The 21,263-nt window shown below is 39.0% G+C and carries 15 protein-coding genes and 3 tRNA genes; 11 read left to right on the forward strand and 7 right to left on the reverse strand.

The genetic code is table 11. From position 1 onward, the window contains the following. Positions 1-20 precede the first annotated feature (20 nt). The 11 genes from QZL88_RS18075 (at position 21) to QZL88_RS18125 (ending at position 15,519) form a co-directional block, all read left to right on the forward strand. Positions 21-2,075: a RagB/SusD family nutrient uptake outer membrane protein gene (locus QZL88_RS18075; protein WP_296943547.1), complete on the forward strand. Its 2,055-nt coding sequence runs from the start codon at positions 21-23 to the stop codon at positions 2,073-2,075. A 23-nt stretch (positions 2,076-2,098) separates the two neighbouring features. Continuing rightward, positions 2,099-2,911 carry a DUF3823 domain-containing protein gene (locus QZL88_RS18080; RefSeq protein ID WP_194223208.1) on the forward strand — a complete coding sequence of 271 codons (813 nt, stop codon included), beginning with the start codon at positions 2,099-2,101 and terminating at the stop codon, positions 2,909-2,911. Between the two features lie 242 nt (positions 2,912-3,153). After that, positions 3,154-5,328, forward strand: a complete 2,175-nt coding sequence (locus QZL88_RS18085; protein WP_296943550.1) for a hypothetical protein — start codon at positions 3,154-3,156, stop codon at positions 5,326-5,328. Between the two features lie 995 nt (positions 5,329-6,323). Next, positions 6,324-6,899: a sigma-70 family RNA polymerase sigma factor gene (locus tag QZL88_RS18090; RefSeq protein ID WP_296943553.1), complete on the forward strand. Its 576-nt coding sequence runs from the start codon at positions 6,324-6,326 to the stop codon at positions 6,897-6,899. A gap of 40 nt (positions 6,900-6,939) precedes the next feature. After that, positions 6,940-8,151, forward strand: coding sequence for a FecR domain-containing protein (locus QZL88_RS18095; RefSeq protein WP_296943556.1), 1,212 nt, complete (start codon positions 6,940-6,942; stop codon positions 8,149-8,151). 215 nt (positions 8,152-8,366) lie between these two features. Then, positions 8,367-11,702: a TonB-dependent receptor gene (locus QZL88_RS18100; protein WP_296943558.1), complete on the forward strand. Its 3,336-nt coding sequence runs from the start codon at positions 8,367-8,369 to the stop codon at positions 11,700-11,702. Between the two features lie 19 nt (positions 11,703-11,721). Next, positions 11,722-13,656 carry a RagB/SusD family nutrient uptake outer membrane protein gene (locus QZL88_RS18105; protein WP_296943561.1) on the forward strand — a complete coding sequence of 645 codons (1,935 nt, stop codon included), beginning with the start codon at positions 11,722-11,724 and terminating at the stop codon, positions 13,654-13,656. Between the two features lie 26 nt (positions 13,657-13,682). Then, positions 13,683-14,789 (forward strand): SusF/SusE family outer membrane protein, encoded by a 1,107-nt coding sequence (locus QZL88_RS18110; RefSeq protein WP_296943563.1) that lies wholly within the window; start codon positions 13,683-13,685, stop codon positions 14,787-14,789. A 337-nt stretch (positions 14,790-15,126) separates the two neighbouring features. Beyond that, positions 15,127-15,210: transfer RNA gene (locus tag QZL88_RS18115), tRNA-Leu, on the forward strand. Positions 15,211-15,354: 144 nt separating this feature from the next. Continuing rightward, positions 15,355-15,427: transfer RNA gene (locus QZL88_RS18120), tRNA-Gly, on the forward strand. 9 nt (positions 15,428-15,436) lie between these two features. After that, a tRNA-Leu gene (locus QZL88_RS18125) sits at positions 15,437-15,519 on the forward strand. Positions 15,520-15,557: 38 nt separating this feature from the next. On the opposite strand, the gene QZL88_RS18130 is transcribed toward QZL88_RS18125, so the two are convergent. From QZL88_RS18130 to istA, 7 genes are all read right to left on the reverse strand, one after another. Then, a complete protein-coding gene (locus QZL88_RS18130) occupies positions 15,558-15,740 on the reverse strand; it encodes a hypothetical protein (RefSeq protein WP_296943564.1) in 183 nt (60 codons plus the stop codon). 226 nt (positions 15,741-15,966) lie between these two features. Then, complete coding sequence (locus QZL88_RS18135) at positions 15,967-16,386, reverse strand: hypothetical protein (protein WP_296943565.1); 420 nt, start codon at positions 16,384-16,386, stop codon at positions 15,967-15,969. A 45-nt stretch (positions 16,387-16,431) separates the two neighbouring features. Next, positions 16,432-16,809, reverse strand: coding sequence for a hypothetical protein (locus QZL88_RS18140; RefSeq protein WP_296943566.1), 378 nt, complete (start codon positions 16,807-16,809; stop codon positions 16,432-16,434). Positions 16,810-16,815: 6 nt separating this feature from the next. Further along, positions 16,816-17,883 (reverse strand): type I restriction endonuclease, encoded by a 1,068-nt coding sequence (locus QZL88_RS18145; protein WP_296943568.1) that lies wholly within the window; start codon positions 17,881-17,883, stop codon positions 16,816-16,818. A 21-nt stretch (positions 17,884-17,904) separates the two neighbouring features. Next, a complete protein-coding gene (locus tag QZL88_RS18150) occupies positions 17,905-18,564 on the reverse strand; it encodes an XRE family transcriptional regulator (RefSeq protein WP_296943569.1) in 660 nt (219 codons plus the stop codon). 291 nt (positions 18,565-18,855) lie between these two features. Beyond that, the gene (istB, locus tag QZL88_RS18155) at positions 18,856-19,602 is read right to left on the reverse strand and encodes an IS21-like element helper ATPase IstB (protein WP_296938925.1); all 747 of its coding nucleotides are present in this window, start codon (positions 19,600-19,602) and stop codon (positions 18,856-18,858) included. Between the two features lie 22 nt (positions 19,603-19,624). Further along, on the reverse strand, positions 19,625-21,145 hold the full coding sequence (gene istA, locus QZL88_RS18160; protein ID WP_296938926.1) for an IS21 family transposase: 1,521 nt from the start codon (positions 21,143-21,145) through the stop codon (positions 19,625-19,627). Between the last annotated feature and the right edge of the window lie 118 nt (positions 21,146-21,263).

Below are 21,263 nucleotides of genomic sequence, written 5' to 3' on the forward strand. Positions count from 1 at the left end.
AAATAATAAATATGAAAAATATGAAAAAAATAATAATACTGTCTTTGCTAAGCATTTTTCTGTTATCTGCTTGCAACGATCTGGATATTGCACCTAAGAATCTGATTACCGACGAGGATATCCTGACCAACGAGTCCGGTATGGAAATTTACATGGCAACAATGTACAGTAATATGCCATTTGAAGATTTCAAATATATGGGCGAATGGGGTGTCGAGTTTAACGCATGGTTAGGTTCGATGGGTATAGAAGGTACAGGGGAAGCTCTGAACCGTGATGGCATTTGTAAGACTTTTACAGGTGAGAGAACTGCATATTGGGGTAATGCCTTTTCTCTGTTGCGTAAAGCAAACTATTTGTTGGAAACATTGCCGCAGTATCAAGGTTCTTTCCAGGAACAAAGCTATAACCATTATTTGGGAGAAGCTTACTTTGTACGTGCTTTTGTATTTTATGCGATGGCTCGTCGTTTTGGAGGAGTACCGTTAGTGACCAAAGTCATTCAATATCCTAACGATAAAGAAGCACTGGAAGTGCCGCGTGCAAGTGAAGAGGAAACATGGAATCAGGTACTTGCCGATTTTGATAAGGCAGCCAGTCTGTTGAGCCCGACCAGTCCCAAATCGGGGTATTCTAATAAGTATGTAGCTTTGGCATTTAAAGCAGAAGCCATGTTATATGCCGGAAGTGTGGCTAAATATAATGAAACAGTAACAGGTCGTCTGACAGGATTGGGACAAAAGACAGGAATACGGGTAATTGGCTTTGGCGCAGATTCTTGGCAGGCTGCATCCAAGAAGTATTTCACTGAAGCATATAAAGCTGCGCGGGAAGTGATGGAAAGCGGGAAGTATTCACTCTATAAGAAAAAGTGGTCAGCAACAGATCGTGATGCACAATACCAGAATATGGTAGATATGTTCAGTGATTTGAGCAGTCCCGAGAATATTTATGTGAGACAATATGTATATCCTACACTGACACACGGCTATGATGCATATAGTGCACCATTTATATTCCGCGCGCCGTTATCTTCAGGTACATGTCCTACCCTTGATTTTCTGGAGCTTTTCGATGGTTTCGACCGCTATGCGGACGGAACAGTAAAAGTTACAAGCGGGACGTCGAATACCACCGGAGATTATTTGCTGTATGATAAACCGATGGATTTCTTCAAGAACGCCGAACCACGTTTACGCGCTTATGTAATTTTCCCCGGAGATATGTTTAAAGGTAAAGAGATTGAGATACGTGCCGGTGTATATACCGGATCAACACCAGTCAAGCCATTCTTTAAGGACTATTCCTATGCTAATGCCGAAACATATTACCAGCATTTGGATGCTTATACCCAAAAACCAAAAACATTGTATCTGAGCCCGAAATCAGAAAATGTGGAAACTGTTGATTACAACGGACAAAAGATGAATGCGTCCGGAGCAAACGGTCCGTTCTATGATCAGGGAGAATCTGCAATGGCAGGATTTTATGGACGGAAATGGCTTAACTCAAATCCGGCATTTGTTGCAGCAGAAGGAAAATCCGAGCAGCCATTCATCCTGATGCGTTATGCTGATGTATTGCTTAATGCAGCAGAGGCAGCTGTAGAATTATCTCTGGCCGGGGTGGCTTCTCCTGATGGAGCCGACCTGTTGCAGGTAGCTACGGATGCAGTGAATGAAATACGTGAACGTGCAGGGGCAACGCAGCTAACAAGTAAAATTGCATCGACAGAAACAGGGCGCAACATTGTACGTAAAGAACGTCGTAAAGAACTTGCTTTTGAACATAAGACAAAATGGGATTTGAGACGCTGGCGTGTTCAACATTATGACGGACGTGACGGATTCTGGGGCGAAGCACGTAATAAAGATGCATTTAGCAATAATTCGCGCTACCGTTTCCGCGGCTTATATCCGTTCTTTTCTACTACTACAGGAAAATATTTCTTCGATGCTCATTTCCAAATGGTAGGCCTCAAGACTTTTGAATATAATCCGATTGATTATTATTTTGAAATTCCGGGTGGTGAAGTATCTAAGAGCCTGGTAATCGACCAACAACCAAATAGATAATGAATAATAATAAAACACAGAATATGAAAAAAATAGTATTTTATTCTTTAATGTGTGCGTTGCTTTCTTTCAGCTCCTGCGATTTGTTTAAAGTAGATAACTATGAAGAACCGGAAGAGACATTGGAAGGGGCAGTAGTGGATGTCGCTACAGGAGAACCTGTACTCACAGATCAGGGAAGTGAAGGTATTCGCGTACGTCTGACAGAACTTAGCTGGGGTGAAAATGTTACACATAACCCTGACTTTTATTGTATGCCTGACGGTACATTCAAAAATACCAAGTTATTTAAAGGTAATTATAATATCCGTATCGATGGGCCATTTATTCCGCTCGTTCGCGAAGCAGATGGTATGCTTCTTGCCGATGATACCCAAACAATGGATATTAAAGGGACAACTAAGGTTAAGTTCGAAGTACAACCTTTCCTTAAAGTGGAATGGATCGGAGAACCGACCGTTTCTAACGGTAAAGTGAAGGCCCAGGTGCGGGTTACACGTGCTGTGTCTGAAGATGATTTCCGCAATAAAATAGAGCCAATGGGCGGTTATAATAGTAGTTTCCTGAATATGACTGATATACAGTTGTTTGTCAGCTATTCATCTACAGTAGGTTATCGTGCCCGTGACGAAAGATGGTCTAATGAGATTCAATATACAGGTTCGGCGTTCAACTCTTTGTTTGGACAGACAATCACTATTGAGTCTAAAGGAACTATTCCTGCCGGACGTACGGTGTTTATCCGTGCTGCTGCGCGTATAAACTACGATACTCCAAAAGGTAGTGGTACCCGCAGATGGAATTATAACGAAGCTATGGAAGTAATGGTTCCATAATATTGATAATAAAATGGTTTTTAAGGTTTAGAGCTATTACCTTGCTGTTTTAGCTTTAAACCTTTGTCATTAGTAAAAATGCAATTAAATTTAAGGAGAAAACCGGGTCGGCAGTACATGACGGACGAATTGCTCCTATCATACCATGAATGGAGAAGAGCCTTTAATGAATAAAAGACATTCATCATCGGTGGGATTTTTGTATTGATCCGGAATGACTAAGAATAAAATCGGATATAGTTATGAAAAAAAGTGTATTAATCTTATTCCTTTGTGGGCTTACTCTTCTACCAAAAGCCCAGGTCAAAGACAATGTTAAAACTACATTTCAGACTTCACGCGAGTGGAGGCCGACAATAGATAACAGGGCAGATGCTGTTATGGTATATGGAGTAGGTGGAAATCCCTCCGACAAATCGAAAAGAATACCCTTCGAAGAACGTGTGCAGTCTTGGCGCGACAGAGGCTACACAACCCATTTTATGACAGGTATAGCATGGGGTGAATATCAGGAATACTTTACCGGCCAGTGGGATGGAAAAATGCATCTCGACGAAGGGCAAGTACAACAAAACGGCGATACAATATGGCACGGACATATGGTGCCTTATATTGTTCCCACTGAAAATTACCTGAAATACATAAAAGAAAAACATGTGAAACGGGTGATTGATGCCGGTATCGATGCCATCTTTATGGAAGAACCCGAGTTCTGGGCTCGTGCAGGCTATAGTGAAGCCTTTAAGCGGGAATGGAAAAAATTCTATGGCTTTGACTGGAGGCCGCAACATGAGTCTCCCGAAAATACCTATTTGTCCAGTAAACTGAAATACCAACTATATTATAATGCTTTGAAAGAAGTATTTACTTATGCCAAAGAATACGGTAAGAGCAAAGGGATGGATGTGAAGTGTTATGTGCCTACACATTCTCTTGTTAACTATTCGCAATGGATGATTGTTAGTCCCGAAGCCAGTTTAGCGTCTCTGTCGTGTGTCGATGGTTATATAGCGCAGGTGTGGACAGGTACGTCGCGCGAACCAAACTACTATAATGGTAAGGCAAAAGAAAGGGTTTTCGAAACAGCTTTTCTCGAATACGGATCAATGGAATCCATGACAGCCCCCACAGGCCGTAAAATGTTTTTTCTGACCGATCCCATCGAAGACTGGCCAAGAGACTGGGCTGACTACAAAAAGAACTATCAGGCAACCTTTACTGCACAATTATTATATCCCAACATAGCAGATTATGAAATAATGCCCTGGCCCGAACGCATTTATGAAGGACTTTACAGAACTAGCCCGGATAGTGACAAGAGGGAAAGGATACCGAGACATTATTCTACCCAGATGCAGGTAATGATAAACTCTCTGAATCATATGCCTTTGTCGGACAATAAGGTAACGGGTTCTGCCGGGATAAGTGTGTTGATGGCTAATTCGCTTATGTTTCAACGGTTTCCTACACATGTAGGATATGAAGATCCTCAATTGTCGAACTTCTACGGGCAGGCTCTACCTTTCCTGAAACGGGGAGTACCTGTAAAAACAGTCCATATTGAAAATTTAGGCTATAAAGAGGCTTTGGCCGATACCAAGGTATTACTTATGACTTATTCCAATATGAAACCATTGTCGCCGGAAGCTCATACGCACATCGCCCAATGGGTACAAGATGGAGGTATACTGGTATATAGCGGACTCGACAGTGATCCGTTTCAGACTGTACTGGAATGGTGGAACACAGGCGGTAACAACTATGCAGCTCCTTCCGACCATCTGTTTAAGCAGTTGAACATTGCGGCATCTTCTAAAGAAGGAGAGTACAGCTACGGGAAGGGTACTGTATATATTATCAGGACTGACCCGAAGAATTTTGTGCTGGAAAACGATAATGACAACCTGCTGATCGAAGTTGTGAGAAAAATGTATGAACAGAAGGCGAAAGCGGGCAAGTTGCTCTTCAAGAATAATTTTTATCTTCAAAGAGGAGTTTATGACTTGATTGCTGTTTTGGACGAGAGTGTAAGTAATGAGTCATATCTTATAAAAGGTACTCTTATAGATCTCTTTGATCCTAAATTACCTGTATATAAGTCTAAAATGATACAGTCCGGTGAACAGGCATTTTTCTTAAATGTAGACAGGGTTCCGGATAAACAAAAACCGCAGGTTCTTGCCGCGGCATCCCGGGTTTATGAAGAAAAAACGGAAAAGGATTCTTATTCGTTTGTAGCAAAGAGTCCGGTTAATACCACAAATATATCGAGGATTTTACTTCCGCGTAAACCGGTGAGTGTGCAGGTTGATGGTAAAGAAGAACTGGTTTCCGGAGCCTGGGATCAGCAGTCCAAAACTTATTTGCTGGAATTTGAGAATAATCCCGAAGGTGTATCGGTAAATATAAAATGGTAACTTATATAGAATACACAGAGAAAATTTAAACAGGCTCTAAATAAAGTACGTTGTTCTATATGAAATAAGGAAAGATAGCCAGAACAAATAATAGTGAGCAGAATGTATTTTACTTTGTCGTCCGTGAGTAAAGGAGGCAGATTGAAGTATATTCTGCTCTATGTTTTTTATATGGAATAGGGTCATACTTCAGACTCACCGGAGAAAGGAATAGTTTTACTGATAAGGCACGAAAGTTATCAGTTGTAGTTATTAGCTCCATTTATATATATTAACTATATATAGTTAAAATCTGACATATCTGACACTTTTTTTCTGTTTCAATCCTGTCTATTTTGTATTTATTAACCATATATAGTTAAAAGGTAACACATGTAACAGTTTTTTATCTTTTTTGCCCTTTGTGATTCCCTTCGTGTACTTAGTGATTAAGTGTTCTTACGATAATATACACAGGTAGTTACGTAAGGAGTACTATATAAAAAGTAACAAAAGTAACAGGTTTCTCTGTCATCTGCTAATTCGCTAATCAAAATTTCAAAGAACTATAAGCTGACAGCTAAAGGCTATCCGCTATATATAGATAAATTTTTTCAAAAAATAAATTTTGAGGTTTGCCCTATTTCACTGAAATATTACAGGGAAAATAAATTACAATAAGTTTAAATTCTTATTTTTGCATGCAAACAATTTCAGATTTAGAATATTATAGAAGAAACGACAGTTAAGAGAAACAGTAAGCCGTAAAAGAATATTCTGGATGAGATTGTAGAACCTGATTGCTAACGGTCCAATTCTTTTTGGTGTTGTTCACCTTTGCCTATGTATTTGTGGCAGAAAGATTGTTTGTTTAACAGAGAATACATGATATTCTGTAGATATTTACTCACCATATCTTTATTCCTATTTGTTGTTTCCAACAATTGTTACCAATAGCAAGATATATACGAGTTCAACAGACTCGAAGTTGAATGTAAGAACTATTTTCATTTTTAATGAGAGACCCTATTGATAATTTTGTAGATGATTCTTCCTTATGGAAAAGCTTTCTGGCCGGAAATGATGTCGCATTTACGCATATTTATAAAAAATATGTCCAGACTTTGTTTCACTATGGTATGCAATTTTCATCAGATAGGGAGCTTGTAAAAGATTGTATTCAGGATATCTTCATTAATTTGTATGATAATAAAGAAAAGATAGGTTTTACCGATAACATAAAATTTTATCTTTTCAGAATTTTAAAAAATCACCTTATAAATACTCTAAAACGTCATCAAACCCATATAGCATTTCTTGATTCTCAGGAAAAGCAGGCAGAAACCTATACAGAAGACACTGCCGAGACATTGTTGATAGATATTGAAGTGGATATGTCTGTTAAAGCAACAGTGGATAAAGTGATGTCGCTGCTCACTATCAGACAACGGGAGATTATATACTATCGTTTTGTGGAGAACATGAGTATCGATGAAATCGGTATCCTTACAGAAATGAATTATCAGTCTGTAGCGAATGTTATACAACGGTCATTAAAAAAAATAAGAAGTTTTTATAAAAAATCAGAATAAAACTGAGTATAAAAAGAAGGTAGGTTTGTTTACTTAATAAATGAACGAAAAAAGTATGCCTGAGAATACTCAAAAATCAGATTATTTAAACTATTCATTTGAAGATTTCCTTCAAGACGATTTCTTTATTTCTTCAGTCAATGAACCATCCGAAGAATCTGAAATTTTTTGGACTGATTTTCAAAACAGAAAGCCTGATAATATTCAAGAGTATATCCTTGCAAAACAATATCTCCAATCTATAGCTGTCCAGGCCGACCCTCTGTCTGATGATGAGATATCGCATATGTGGAATAATATTTCTTCACATAGGGAGGAGAATAAGAAACATAAGAGAGGAAAGCTGCTGTTTATTACTATCGCAGTGGCAGCAAGTATAGCTGTACTTGCCATCTCATTCCCTTTTCTTTCGAATATATTTTCCGATAAAAATACATCGGATATAGTTGCTTACGCGGATAAAAATAAAGTGGAAGTACCCGATAATTCCGAAATACAACTCGTTATATCCGATAATAAGACTATACTTCTTGATGAAAAAGAAGCGACGATTACTTACGAACAAAATGAGATAAAAACCGAAAAAGGAGTTCTGGAAAAAGAAGAGTCTGTAACTATACATCAATTGATTATACCAAAAGGCAAACGCTCCGTACTTACCTTGTCCGATGGCTCTAAGCTATGGGCTAATGCCGGTTCGAGGGTTGTTTATCCAAGCGAATTCGGTAAAGATAAAAGAGAGATATATGTCGATGGCGAGATATTTGTCGAAGTTGCTAAGGATGCGAGCAAGCCTTTTTTTGTCAGGACAAAAGATATGAGTGTGCAGGCCTTGGGTACAAGTTTCAATGTAATGGCTTATGAATCTGATGCGTTGAAAAGGGTTGTTTTAGTTTCAGGTATAGTAAAAGTAGAAACTAAGGAGTCGAAAGGTGCGATATTGAATCCCAATACAATGTTCCAGTTTCAGGGAGGCGATGAAAAAATAATACCTGTCGAAGCAGATGCATATATCTCATGGATAAAAGGACTTTATCTATTCCGGAATGAGAGATTGGAAGTTGTATTCGAACGGTTATCGAGATATTATGGGATACAAATACAATGTAGTCCGGACGCAGCAATAATAAGATGTTCCGGTAAATTGGACCTCAAAGATAACATCGAGGAAATAATGAAAGGATTATCTTTCGACGGGAAAATTATTTATTCTCAGGAAGGAAATGTGTATAAAATAAATAAAGTTCAATGAGAAAATACCATTTAAAATAAGTATTAACCTTAAATCAGTAAAATGCCTATGTAAAGAAGCTTACAGAAAAAATTGGATGGTAGTACCAGTACCATCCAATAGAATTTAAATTGTTAAAACTGTACAAAGTCTAACCTTTAAATCATAACAAATGTATGATAAAAAAACGTTCTTTTAGCATAAAAGATGCTAATATTAGAAAAACATTGCGGATTATGAGACTGATTATATGTTTCCTGCTACTGGGAATAAATCTGTCATATGCCGTGGAAAGTTATTCTCAGACAACAAGAATCTCCGTTAATTTAAAGAATACACCCCTAAAAGAAATTTTCTCGGAAATAGAAAAGAACACAGAATATGTTTTTTTCTACTATGACGAATCTGTGGATTTGAATAAAAGTATGACCATAGACATGAAGGGTCAGACTATCGACAAAGTATTGAAAGAGCTTTTTAAATCCACTGATTATATTTACACTGTATCCGACAGGCAGGTATTTGTATCCAGAAAGCCGGTACCTGCTACTTCCCGCCAAAATCAGAATAAAATTACAGTTAAGGGAAATATTACGGATATGAAGGGTGAGCCTTTGATCGGAGTATCTATTATTGTCAAGAATAATCCAAGTACAGGCACAGTAACAGATACAGATGGAAATTATTCAATAAATGTACCCGATAAATATACTGTGCTACAGTACAAATACATAGGGTTTATACCTAAAGAGGAAACTGTAGGCGAGCGTAAAATAGTAAATGTAATAATGCAGGAAGATGTAGGCCAGCTGGACGAAGTCGTAGTTGTGGGCTATAGTACTCAGAAAAAAGAATCTGTTGTAGGTTCTATATCTACTATCGAACCTGGAAAGCTTGCGGCCGGAACTACCCGTTCCATGAGTAATAATCTTGCAGGACAATTGGCCGGAGTTATTGGTGTACAACGATCGGGAGAGCCCGGATATGACAATTCCAACTTCTGGATACGCGGTATCAGTACATTTCAGGGAAACAGGAATCCATTAGTTCTGATTGACGGTATCGAGCGTTCCCTGAATAATATCGACCCAGAAGAAATTGCATCTTTCTCTGTCTTGAAAGATGCGTCTGCCAGTGCCGTATATGGAGTGAGAGGTGCAAATGGAGTAATACTTATCAATACAAAACGCGGGCGTGTGGGTAAGCCAACCGTTTCCTTCAAGATGGAGCAGGCAATCACACAACCGACTAAAATACCTGAATTTGTCGGTGCAGCCGATTACCTCGAAGTAATGAACAGTATACGTCACGAGAGTGGAAAAGAACCGATGTATAGCCAGCAGCATATCGATAATATTAGAAATGGCGTGGACTCTGATCTATATCCGAGTGTGGACTGGATGGATGCAATACTAAGAGACTACGGTACTAACACCAGGGCCTCCATCGATATTAACGGAGGATCGGAAGTATTACGCTATTCTTTTGTCGGAGCTTTTTATCACGAAGGAGGAATCCTTGAAAGAGATAAAAATCAGGGATGGAATTCCTCTCTCAGACTGAACAGGTATAACATGCGTTCTAATATAGATATAAACCTGACACCTACCACTTTGGTGAGGTTTAATGTCGGAGGTTACATGCAGGAACGTACGTCTCCACCGCAAAGCATCGATAACCTTTTTGCAATGGCGTATCAGACACCGCCATACCAGCATCCTACACGCTACTCCACAGGTGAAATACCACAAGTACCACAACGGGTAAATCCGTGGGCTTTGCTTACACAGACAGGTTATGAACGAGTGGTGCAGAGTAAGCTTGAATCTTTGTTTGTTGTGGAACAGGATCTGAAAATGTTTCTTCCCGGATTAAAAATAAAAGGAACATTCTCCTTTGATAATTATTCCGATAATAGTGTGAAGAGAGGTAAGAGTCCCGATTATTATAATCCTGCTACAGGGAGAGATCCCGAAACAGGCCAATTGGAGCTTATTGTATCTTCATACGGGCAGGAATTCCTCGATCATTCTGTAGGGGCTAATTTTGGTAATAAAAATACCTATCTGGAAGGTACGCTTACATATGACAATACATTCGGCGACCATACTGTAAATGCTTTATTCCTCTATAATCAACGAAACTACGATGACGGAGGCAAACTACCGTTCCGTTTTCAGGGAATAGCGGGCCGCTTGTCGTATACGATGAAAGGACGATATATAGGTGAGTTTAACTTCGGTTATAATGGATCCGAAAACTTTGCTAAAGGCAAACGTTATGGTTTCTTCCCTTCGGTTGCTGCCGGATGGATCTTATCCGAAGAGCCTTTTATGCAAGGTGTAAGAAATACCTTGTCTAAAGTCAAATTCAGAGGGTCGTGGGGGCTTGTCGGAAATGACCGTTTTAAGATTGGTGATACAGAATATCGCTTCCCGTATATTTCTACTATAAACAATACAGATGGTTATGTATGGGGATACAGCAGGGATGAATTTCACAGGGCAGGACGTTGGGAAGGAAATATCGCAAATACAGGTTTGAAGTGGGAAACTGTAGCCAAGACAAACCTTGGTTTAGAACTAGGTCTGTTCAATGCAATCGAGTTGCAGGTGGATTACTTTATGGAAAAACGAAGGGATATTTTCATGCGCCGTACCACGATGCCAGCTTCTGCAGGATTTGTAGATATGCCTTTTGCCAATTTTGGTAAAGTAGACAATAAAGGTGTGGATATGGTACTGGATGTCAATAAACAAATCAATAAAGACTGGTTTGTATCGGCAAGAGGTACATTCACATATGCAAAAAATAAGATCATAGAACAGGATGAATCATTAGGAATAATTGGTACTAACCGTTCATCTACGGGACTCCCTGTGGGGCAAATATTCGGGCTGGTAGCCGAAAGGTTATTCACTGACGATGATTTTGCAGATGTGGAAAATGGTATTCTCAGAGACGATATACCGACACCTACTTTTACCTCGTCGGTACGTCCCGGAGATATCAAATATGTTGATGTCAACGGCGATAACAGAATCGATGCTCTGGACAGGACAAATCTCGGTGGAACGGTTGATCCTCAGATTGTATACGGATTTGGAGCCAATCTTAGGTATAAGAATATTGATTTTGGTTTCTTCTTTCAGGGGAATGGACATACTTATCGTATGATTGGACGTGAAGCATATTTTATTCCCGGATCAGGTCTCGGAGGAGTAGGGAACTTCTTTACAAATGTGGGAGACAGGTGGACTATAGAGAATCCAAGACAGGATGTTTTCTACCCGAGACTGTATGAAGGCTTGAACGAAAACAACTATCAGGAGTCTACATGGTGGATGAAGAATATGAAAATGCTGCGTTTAAAAAATATCGAACTGGGCTATAATTTCCCTGTTAAGATGGTTCGGAGGTTCGGATCTTCTGGTGCAAGGATATTCTGCAGGGGAACTAATATACTGACTATATCCGACTTCAAGTTATGGGATCCTGAACTCGACTCTGACAGGGGAAGTAAATATCCACTGGTGAAATCATATTCTATCGGTCTAAATATCAGTTTCTGAAACATCAAAATCGAAAATTATGAAAAAAACAATATATAGCTTTTTTTATCTTTCGCTTATCCTCCTTTTAACCGGAGGTATGAGCTCTTGTTCAGACTTTTTGGATAAAGAGCCTGACGACCAGTTGACTCTGGATATGATATTCAAAGACAAGACCAGAACCGAAGACTGGCTGGCCGGTGTATATTCCAATATCCCTGATACATACTGGACATACGCCAGAGGAATGGATCCTCTGGGAGACGATTTGGCTCCATCTACCGGATGGCTTCAGTTTGGATGGAATATTATAGGGAAGCAACAAGGAAACTGGAATCCTACTTCTGACTGGGTGCCGAATTACTTCAATCAGCTTCCGAAAAGAATCCGTGCCGCTTATATCTTTATCGATAATGTAAGGGCTAACGAAGCTCAACTGGTTACTGAGCAGGAAGTACAATATATGAAAGCAGAAGCGCGCTTCCTCATAGCATATTATTACTATCTGTTATTGAATTATTATGGATCTATACCTTTGCAGTTAGGTTTGGTGGATGTAAATGCTCCGGCATCGGAACTGATGATTCCTCAGAAGCCATTCGATGAAGTCGTTGACTGGATAGATCAGGAACTGGTTGCGGTGTCAAAAATTCTGCCACCATATTATAACGAATCAAAAAAATACGGAAGAGTCACATCTATTGCATGTCTGGCGGTAAGAGCGCGGATGCTGTTATTTGCGGCAAGTCCTTTAGTAAATGGAAACTCCGACTATGCCAATTATACAAACAGTGAGGGTACTCCTATATTTAATTCTACTCCTGATGCTTCTAAATGGGCAAAAGCGGTAAAAGCAAACATGGATCTGATAGAGCTAGCCGAGAAAAACGGACATGCTCTGTATTACGAATATCTGAATAATGGCGAAATTGACCCGTTCCTTTCATATCAAAATATGCTGTTCCGCAAATTTAACGAAGGTAATAAAGAGATCTTATTTGCCAGAAATCCCGCGGAAACATGGGAATATGACAGACATGCGCAGCCCCGTGGAACCGGTGGTAATGGTGGCATGGGGATAACTCAGTCTTTGGTCGATGCTTTCTTTATGAAAAATGGTTTGCCGGCCATAACCGGTTATAATGCGAATGGCACACCAATTATAAACACTGCATCGGGCTATACTGAAACAGGCTTTTCAACGGCAGAAGAAAAACGAAATACAAAATGGATAGAAGTAAAGGGTAATCGCGATTCTGATACTAATCCTGTTACATTAGCCGATACGTATAATATGTATTGTAACCGTGAACCACGATTCTATATATCGGTACTTTATAATGAATGCTGGTTCAGACGCGAAAATAGGACTACCCGTTTCTATAGTGGAGCATGGGATGGCGGACCTACTCACGATGCACCTCAGAACGGATACCTTGTAAGAAAGAAAGTCCATCCTGACCATGATCCGCGCAATAATGTGAATCCATACCGTCCGGGTATTTTATTCAGGTTGGGAGAATTTTATCTTAATTATGCAGAGGCACTGAATGAATCGGAACCGTCTAAGACTACGGAAATCTTATTTTACCTGAATAAGATAAGAGAAAGGGCGGGTATACCAATGTATGGTTCCGGTGAAGGGCAAATTGCCGTGCCAAACGGACAGGATGCAATGCGGGAAGCTATTCGCCGCGAGCGCCGGGTAGAGCTCAATTGCGAAAACGGAACGAGATGGGACGATATCAGGAGATGGAAACTGGGCGAGAAATTGCTTAATGGTGATTTCTGGGGAATGAATTTCTCCGGTACGGACAAGAGTGACGATAAGAACAACGATAAAGCTTTCTTTGTGAGAAAAGTCTATCAGAAGCGTGTATTCACCAAGAAAAATTATTGGGTTCCTATACCACAAGACCAGATAGACAAGAATCCGAATCTGCGTCAATTACCATTTTGGGATACATCAGAATAATTCTAACCCGTGAAAATGATATAACTATGCAAAAGCGATTATTATATATATTGACAATATTTTTTGCTACGATTTGTTTTGTAGCCTGTAACGATGATGATGAAAGCAGCAGTGGGGATGCCTTATCTTTAAAAGCTTCGGCAGATACGATTGTATTGGATGAAGCCAGGGGGAATGATGTGGCTGTTTCCTTTACATGGAATAAGGGAAAGGATCCCGGGCCGGAGAATACATTGGTTTACTTTTTCAGGCTCGATATTTTTGGCGCAGATTTCAAGACGTCTACCGAACCGATAGAATTTGCTCCTGACGAAGAGTTCAAGGTCGAATATACCAATAAGGAACTGAATGATTTGATTTTGAACAAGTGGGGATTATTGCCGGGTTCCGATATAAAAATGGAAGCCAGGGTGGTTGCAAAGGTAATCGGCCCTAAGTTCATATATCCCGAAATCTCTATCATTCCTCTCGAAATAAAAAGCTATGTGCCGACGCCTGAGACCTTATATCTTACTGGTGATGCTACTCCTGTAGGGACAGGCCTGACAAAGGCTATTAAAATGACAGAGGTCGAAGCCGGGAATATTTACCAATGGCAGGGGGTCTTAAAGCCGGGGTATTTTAAATTTATATCCATATTGGGTGAACCGTTGCCTTCGCTGAATAAAGGAGCTGGCGATAATAGATTGGTCAATAGAACTCTGGACAGCGAACCCGACAACATGTTTGAAATCAGTACCGAGAGTATCTATAATATAGAGGTGAGAAAGGATAATATGACGCTGAAATGTGAGGTTAATGTTCCATACCCCAATCTATATCTTGTCGGTAGTGCCGGTACTGGATGGGGCGTTCCACAAGACCTTTATAAGTTTACGATGAATGCCGGTAATCCTAATTTGTTTGAATTGAATATCACACTTAATGTTGGTGAGTTTAAAATATTAAGTGCTCAAAATTATGATGATTATACACTTAGGCCGGTGATCGCAAGTGCTCCTGTTACCGATGATAGAATGCAGGCAAATAAAGGTGGAGAAGACCTTAAGTGGGTAATAAAAGAGGGAGAAAACGGACATTATAAGATAACACTGGATGTATATAAAATGAAAATAAAGTTCGAAAAACAATAGTTAATCCATTTTTCTGATCATACATTACAGAAATGCTGACAGACCGTATTATATATAAAATAGTATGGTCTGTCTTTTTGTTATTAGACGGAGGATAAATAGAAACGCAAAGATTTGGCTAATTAAAAAAAAGAAACTACTTTTGAATCCGAAAAGAAGAGCAGGTTGTCAGAGGACGCTTTATAGATGATTTTTGGACAAAAAAGCACTAATAAATATTAGTCTTTATATTTATTCTTGAAAATATTTTTATCAAAAAATACAAAGGATAATAGTCTTGGATTCTGTCTTTCGCTCGAATGTGACAAAGGTCACATTTTTTGTTTAAAGTAATTATACACACGTGGTGGAATTGGTAGACATGCTACTTTGAGGGGGTAGTGTCCGCAAGGACGTGTGAGTTCGAATCTCATCGTGTGTACAGGGGGTTAGCTATAACGGCTAGCCTTTTTTGTTTAATTTCTGCTATTTTGCTTTTTCTGGTAAAAAAAAATCAATTATTTTGAAATAAGAATCAAAGCTTTGATTTATTCTAAAAAAATGTATTAATTTTGCATCACCAATTGCGAAAGTAGCTCAGTTGGTAGAGCACAACCTTCCCAAGGTTGGGGTCGCGGGTTCGAGCCCCGTTTTTCGCTCGAGTAAAGGCGCATGTGGCGTAATTGGTAGCCGCGCTGTCTTCAGGTGGCAGTGACCTACGGTCGTGGGGGTTCGAGTCCCTTCATGCGCACAATTCAATTTTAAAACCCTTTGATTTTCAGTGGAATCTCAGAGGGTTTTGCTTTTTGGGGAAACGGATAGGGGAACGGTCGATGTTGTATGAAAATGTTTGGAGTTATTTTCTGCCTGATATTTCAATAAAGCAACCTCCTGCTCTAACGCTCTGTTTTTACTTAAAGCCTCTTGCAATTGTTTATGCAAAGAAGCTATTATTTTGTCTTTTTCGTTCATTGGGTTATATTTTATAGTATAAATAATATTGTTACTTTTATGTGTTATATGAAAGATGGCGAATTCTATGCTTGTAAAAGATGTAAAGAGAAAAAACTCTCTAATCGCGAGCAATTAAAGCAGATTCGAAAGGATATCGATTGGTGGGGTGGTAATTTCTCCCGAAGAATTGATCGCCAATGGAATATAGTTAAAGCGTTTATGATTATTGTTTTGATGCTCATAGCTATATTATATTTCCGATAACTTTCATTAACCACTTCAACCCAGTCACGATATTTTCGCTACCAACACCTGCCACTATCAGAGCTAGTATACTAATTATAAAAGAGTATTTGCGGATCAACCCAGTATCGTACCATTTGATATTATGGTAAATCCACCCTCTCTTATACATTATTTCTCCTTTTTCGGAGAGTATATAACGCCTTGTGTCAGTATCTATATCTAATAGCCCTTCTGTTTTCATTAGAGAAAGATGTTTCGGCGAAAAGTCTTTACCGTAAAGAGTATCATATCTCTTCCAAAAATCAAGCTTCTTATTAACTCGATATTTCTTTAGAAATTTATATTCCTTTTCAGAGTTTCTTATTGCTTTCAAATAAGCAAAATAAACATCCTCTTTCTCTTTGTCTGATGAAAACATAAATTAATCCTATTTCGATTTTAGTTTAGCTTTGCTAGAAGGATACTATTTTATTTTCGTATAAGCTCCAGCTTCAGCTTCATTCTTCACTTTAAAAGATTTAGAAGATAACTCGCAATCCCAGACCTTCATCTTTCCGATCAAATTCTCATTAAATGAATATTTGATCTTGAGGGATATTTGATTCCCTGTCAGAACATAGTCAAAAGTGTAGCTTGATACTATTGTTGCTCCACTATACAATGCATAAAAGCCTGTATTGTCTTCATCGAAGCTAATATATTTGTGGGTGCCTTCGACACCTGTAGACCAACTGCCAACGATGTCCTTTGAATTTATTTCTTTGCCAAACTCCTTTTCATCATCCCCTCCACACGAAATAAACAAAGGAAATATAAGTAATAGCAGTAATAGTTTTTTCATTGATTGTTATTGTAAATAAAATTTAACGACCTCTTTTATCTCATTAGCATATGTATAAATATCATCTAATGAGTTAATATTGTGTCTAGTTTCTTTTTTATCCTTGTCGAAAGTAACGATATACTTGTTGGTTGGAGAATTGAGATACAAACGCACAATGGGTTTCCTATTATTATCATCAAAGAGTATAGCAAAGTAAGTCTGGGCATCCCTGTGGGCTATTCTTGAAACATCAACGACTTCTCTTAGTATAGCCTTCACTAACATGAAGCCCTCTAGTTCCTCCTCTGTTGTAACTATACCATTGTTATTTTCATCGGCAGGCTGCTGATCTGTTTTATCAGATTGTTCTTCCTGTGCAACCTCTGTTTTAAGTGCTGTCTTTAAGCGATCTGAAATAGTATCACTAATCAATCCAGAAATAGATCTCTTTACTAAGGAAGTAAATTGTTCTAGTAATTTAGGTGTAATAACCCCATCATAAACTTGCTTTGCAAAAAGCTTTACAAACTCAGGGCTTGGGTTAGAGAATTCATTATTAATAACTGCTTTCAGCTGGCTTGTATATTTTAACTCACTTGCTGAACTCAATATATTCTCAACATCAAAATATGCTTTATGAAATTTCTTTAATTCTTCAATCGTTGCACTTTTTAAATCGAATAAATTTAGTTCAAGAAATGGCTTCTCATCCATTTTATTCGGTGTTTCCAAATCAGTATAAAACCTATAAACTATACCATTCGTTAATAGACCAAACTTAGCTGGAGATACATGAAAATAACGGAGGAGTTGATTGTCATGCAATGTAAGCTCTTGTTTCCAATGTTTACATTCTATAAGCATTATCGGATCACCATCCTTCAAAATAGCATAATCTATTTTCTCACCTTTCTTAGTACCTATATCACATGTGAACTCTGGCATTACTTCTAATGGATTAAATACGTCATAACCCATTGATTGAAGAAACGGCATAATTAAAGCATTTTTAGTTGCTTCTTCTGTTTGTAAACTGTCTTTTAGCTTTTCAGCTCTGTCTGAAAGCTGCTTGATTTGATCTTTAAAGTCCATAGTATTATTATATCATTTATTTTACCAACCTCTATCGGTTAACACTTTAATTACTTTCCAAACACTCACTATAAAATTCTTTGGTAACTCTTCCGGAGGAACTGATTTGTTATGAGATATACAGAGAATATAATCTTTGGGATTTGTATCACATCTAGTAACCTCTTTTATTATTCTTCGCCCATCTTTAAGCTGTATAACGAACAAATTACCATACCCAAAATATTCTCTCCAATCCTCAACCTGTCTTATTTGCACTACACAACCAGGAGGACAAGTTGGTATCATACTATCGCTGGTAACTGGAATACAAAGGTCTTCTTCTAATGCATCTGTGAATGGAATATAACCTTTTATAAATTCAGGGTCAGCTAAACTAATATCATTCATTTTATGCATACCTCCTACTGCATCTGAATTTATAAGAGGAATAAGTCTATATGTGCCATCATTAGGTATTTTATACTCTCCTATACTTAATAAGTCTTTTCTGTCATTAATAGAATAATTTTCGGGTAATTTATAAATCCCTTCTTCTAAAATCTTACTAATATAAATCTCAGGAAGTTGGCTAACGCCCTTCTCTATTTGAGAAATAAAACCTTGCGTAACACTTAAATATTCAGCTAGTTGAATTTGGGTTATTTTATTTTCTTTTCTGAATTGTTTTAGATCAAGCATAACTAATGATTAACTATTATTAACTAATAATATTACTATTATAATACTATTAATTAGTTATATTTGCATTGTAATTAATATTTACACTCTCAAATGTAGATAAAAGCAAAATAATAACCAATAAAAATCATTTCAAAATGGACAAGTTAGCCTCTGGAAATAACACTAAAATAGACCCCCATCCGCCAATCTAAATTGACCCCTTGGAAAGTTTTTGTTTAGGAGTAAAAAAAGCAGTCATTTTTTGTTTGTAAAAAGCCATCATTTTTGTCGGTTTTTACTAATTAATTTTTACAAATATAAACATTCCTGATTAGATTTTTTTCTTCTGAGTGATTCACCATGTAGTTCAACCCTCAGTGATTGATGTACTATCCTGTCCAATACAGCATCCGCAATGGTTTTCTCTCCTATAATGTCATACCATTCCTTGACAGGTATCTGGGATGTAATCAGCGTAGACCTTTTCCCGTGCCTGTCTTCTATGATATCCAGCAATGTAACTCTTGCCTGTGAGTCAAAAGGTTGCAATCCAAAATCATCCAAAATAAGCAGGTCTGTCCTTTCTATCCTCTTGAGTTCAGTCAGGTTGGTACCTTTGGCTTTAGCCAGTTTAAGCTGGCCCATCAATTTAGCTGTTGAAGCGTATAGCACCCTGTATCCCATCTGACAGGCATGAAAGCCTAATGCAGATGCCAGATAGCTCTTGCCTGTCCCCGTACTACCTGTAATAAACAGATCCTTGTGTTCCTTGATAAAGTCTAAAGAAGCCAGCCTGTGTACTTCATTCTTATCCAGCCCCCTTTCTACAGAGTAGTCCAGTTGTTCCAATGATGCCTTGTAACGGAAGTTGGCCAGTTTAATAAGCCTGGCTATGGACTTATTCTTACGGTCATCCCATTCACTGTTTACCAGCATAGCGATAAACTGATCAGGTGTTAATGTCTCTTTAATGGAGCCTTCCAGGTTGGTCTTAAAAGCTTCATACATGCCAAATAAGCGCATCTGGCGTAACTTGTCCAATGTTTGATTGTTCATGATTTATTCTTGGTTTAAATGTTTACTGATAATAGTCTTTGCCCCTGATATTTTTATGATTGGGTATGCGTGCAGCTTCATCCTCCAGTTTTAGCTTATCCAGACGCTTGTTCAGGATCTCTTCTATTACCCTGTATCCGTATTGCCCGAAGGCTTGGGCACAGCGGCAGGCATCTATCAGGCGTTCGTTACCCACCCGCCTGGAGAAACTTAGTATGCCTGAACAAGACTTGTAGGCCTGCTCAGGGTATGTTTTTTCCTCCAGCACTTTGGCTATATACTCAGCCACATCCTCATGTATATCCATAGCCTGGGATATAAACTTCTCGGCAGACCACTCGGTCAGGAACTGGTGTTGGGAGGCCAGATGTTCCGTGTTGGTCGTATATTGGTATTTACGTCTGTTACGCACATGTTGGGCAATGAGTTCATGCCGGTAGTAAACCTCTACTGACTGCGAAGTATAAAGGACTTTGACTGTTTTTCCGATATATTTATAGGGGACGCTGTAATAATGGGTATCCACTCCTAAGCGTATATATCCGTTCTTCCAGACAGTAAGCTGAGCCTGTTCTTTCAGCTCATAGCGGATCGGGTTCAGGTCCTGCAACACATCACGCTCAATCTCTTCGAACTGTTGTCTGCGGCTGTACTCCCGTTTATACATAGGTGTGTTGTTGTGTATCTCCAGGGCGACCCGGATAGCAGCGTTCAATGAAGACAGGTCATAGAAGATACGCTTGTCCAGCTTGGTAAAGATTGTTTTATATACCAGTTTTACCGCACCTTCCACCAGGGACTTGTCCCGTGGTTTGTAAGCCCTTGCCGGAAGGACTGTCATCGAGTAATGCTCCGCAAAGCAGGCGAAGGACTCGTTCAACACCGCTTCGTATTTACTGCCCTTGGTTACGGCTGCTCTCAAGTTATCGGGTACAACCACCAAAGGTGCGCCCTCAAAATAGATCAGAGCGTTCTCACAGGCCCGTATCAGGTCTTCTTTCTTCTGGCTGGCTACTGCTTCCACATAAGTGAGTTGGCTACATCCCAGAATAGCAACAAAGACTTCCGTCTCTGTCTTGGTCCCGTCTCCATTATCCAGATGTAGCTTTTGACCTGTAAAGTCGATATACATCTTGTCGCCGGCTTTATGTTCGATGTGCATAACAGGACGATGCTGGGCTAAATACAACCGGATAAAACCGCAAAAGCGGGAGATGCCGTAACCTTCAGGGTACTTCTCTATATACTGCCTGTAGAGCATCTCTTTAGTAACGCCCTTACGCTTGAGTTCCCTGCATATACCCGGAAGCAGAGCCTCCAGATCTACTTGACGCTGGCTCTTCTCAGGATGGGCGGCAACCAGAAACTTCTGGGATAACTCCAGATCGCTCATCCCTGAAAAGGCTTCGTAACTAAGACCTGAACTAAGGAATATGTGCAGGTACTTCTTAATGGTATTGCGTGAGATAAACAACATTCCGGCAATGGCTTTGGTGCCTTTGCCCTGATTATAAAGACGGATTACTTGTCGTAGTTTTAACATACTAATGGTTTTGTTAGACATGATGATAAATTTTTGTTGCTCAGCTTTTAAGTAACAAAAATTTTAACACTTTAAAACAAAACTGACAAGCTTCTGTTTTACTCTTCTTTACCGGGGT

The sequence above is a fragment of the uncultured Dysgonomonas sp. genome (assembly GCF_900079725.1).
In the GTDB taxonomy this organism is placed as follows: domain Bacteria; phylum Bacteroidota; class Bacteroidia; order Bacteroidales; family Dysgonomonadaceae; genus Dysgonomonas.

What these genes read in the sequence shown, in the direction of transcription:
- QZL88_RS18095 (WP_296943556.1), top strand. Translation starts at nt 6,940, where the DNA reads ATGAACGAAAAAAGTATGCCTGAGAATACTCAAAAATCAGATTATTTA.
- QZL88_RS18085 (WP_296943550.1), top strand. Translation starts at nt 3,154, where the DNA reads ATGAAAAAAAGTGTATTAATCTTATTCCTTTGTGGGCTTACTCTTCTA.
- QZL88_RS18150 (WP_296943569.1), bottom strand. Translation starts at nt 18,564, where the DNA reads ATGCTTGATCTAAAACAATTCAGAAAAGAAAATAAAATAACCCAAATT.
- QZL88_RS18135 (WP_296943565.1), bottom strand. Translation starts at nt 16,386, where the DNA reads ATGTTTTCATCAGACAAAGAGAAAGAGGATGTTTATTTTGCTTATTTG.
- QZL88_RS18080 (WP_194223208.1), top strand. Translation starts at nt 2,099, where the DNA reads ATGAAAAAAATAGTATTTTATTCTTTAATGTGTGCGTTGCTTTCTTTC.
- QZL88_RS18110 (WP_296943563.1), top strand. Translation starts at nt 13,683, where the DNA reads ATGCAAAAGCGATTATTATATATATTGACAATATTTTTTGCTACGATT.
- QZL88_RS18140 (WP_296943566.1), bottom strand. Translation starts at nt 16,809, where the DNA reads ATGAAAAAACTATTACTGCTATTACTTATATTTCCTTTGTTTATTTCG.
- istB (WP_296938925.1), bottom strand. Translation starts at nt 19,602, where the DNA reads ATGAACAATCAAACATTGGACAAGTTACGCCAGATGCGCTTATTTGGC.
- istA (WP_296938926.1), bottom strand. Translation starts at nt 21,145, where the DNA reads ATGTTAAAACTACGACAAGTAATCCGTCTTTATAATCAGGGCAAAGGC.
- QZL88_RS18105 (WP_296943561.1), top strand. Translation starts at nt 11,722, where the DNA reads ATGAAAAAAACAATATATAGCTTTTTTTATCTTTCGCTTATCCTCCTT.
- QZL88_RS18075 (WP_296943547.1), top strand. Translation starts at nt 21, where the DNA reads ATGAAAAAAATAATAATACTGTCTTTGCTAAGCATTTTTCTGTTATCT.
- QZL88_RS18090 (WP_296943553.1), top strand. Translation starts at nt 6,324, where the DNA reads ATGAGAGACCCTATTGATAATTTTGTAGATGATTCTTCCTTATGGAAA.
- QZL88_RS18100 (WP_296943558.1), top strand. Translation starts at nt 8,367, where the DNA reads ATGAGACTGATTATATGTTTCCTGCTACTGGGAATAAATCTGTCATAT.
- QZL88_RS18145 (WP_296943568.1), bottom strand. Translation starts at nt 17,883, where the DNA reads ATGGACTTTAAAGATCAAATCAAGCAGCTTTCAGACAGAGCTGAAAAG.
- QZL88_RS18130 (WP_296943564.1), bottom strand. Translation starts at nt 15,740, where the DNA reads ATGAACGAAAAAGACAAAATAATAGCTTCTTTGCATAAACAATTGCAA.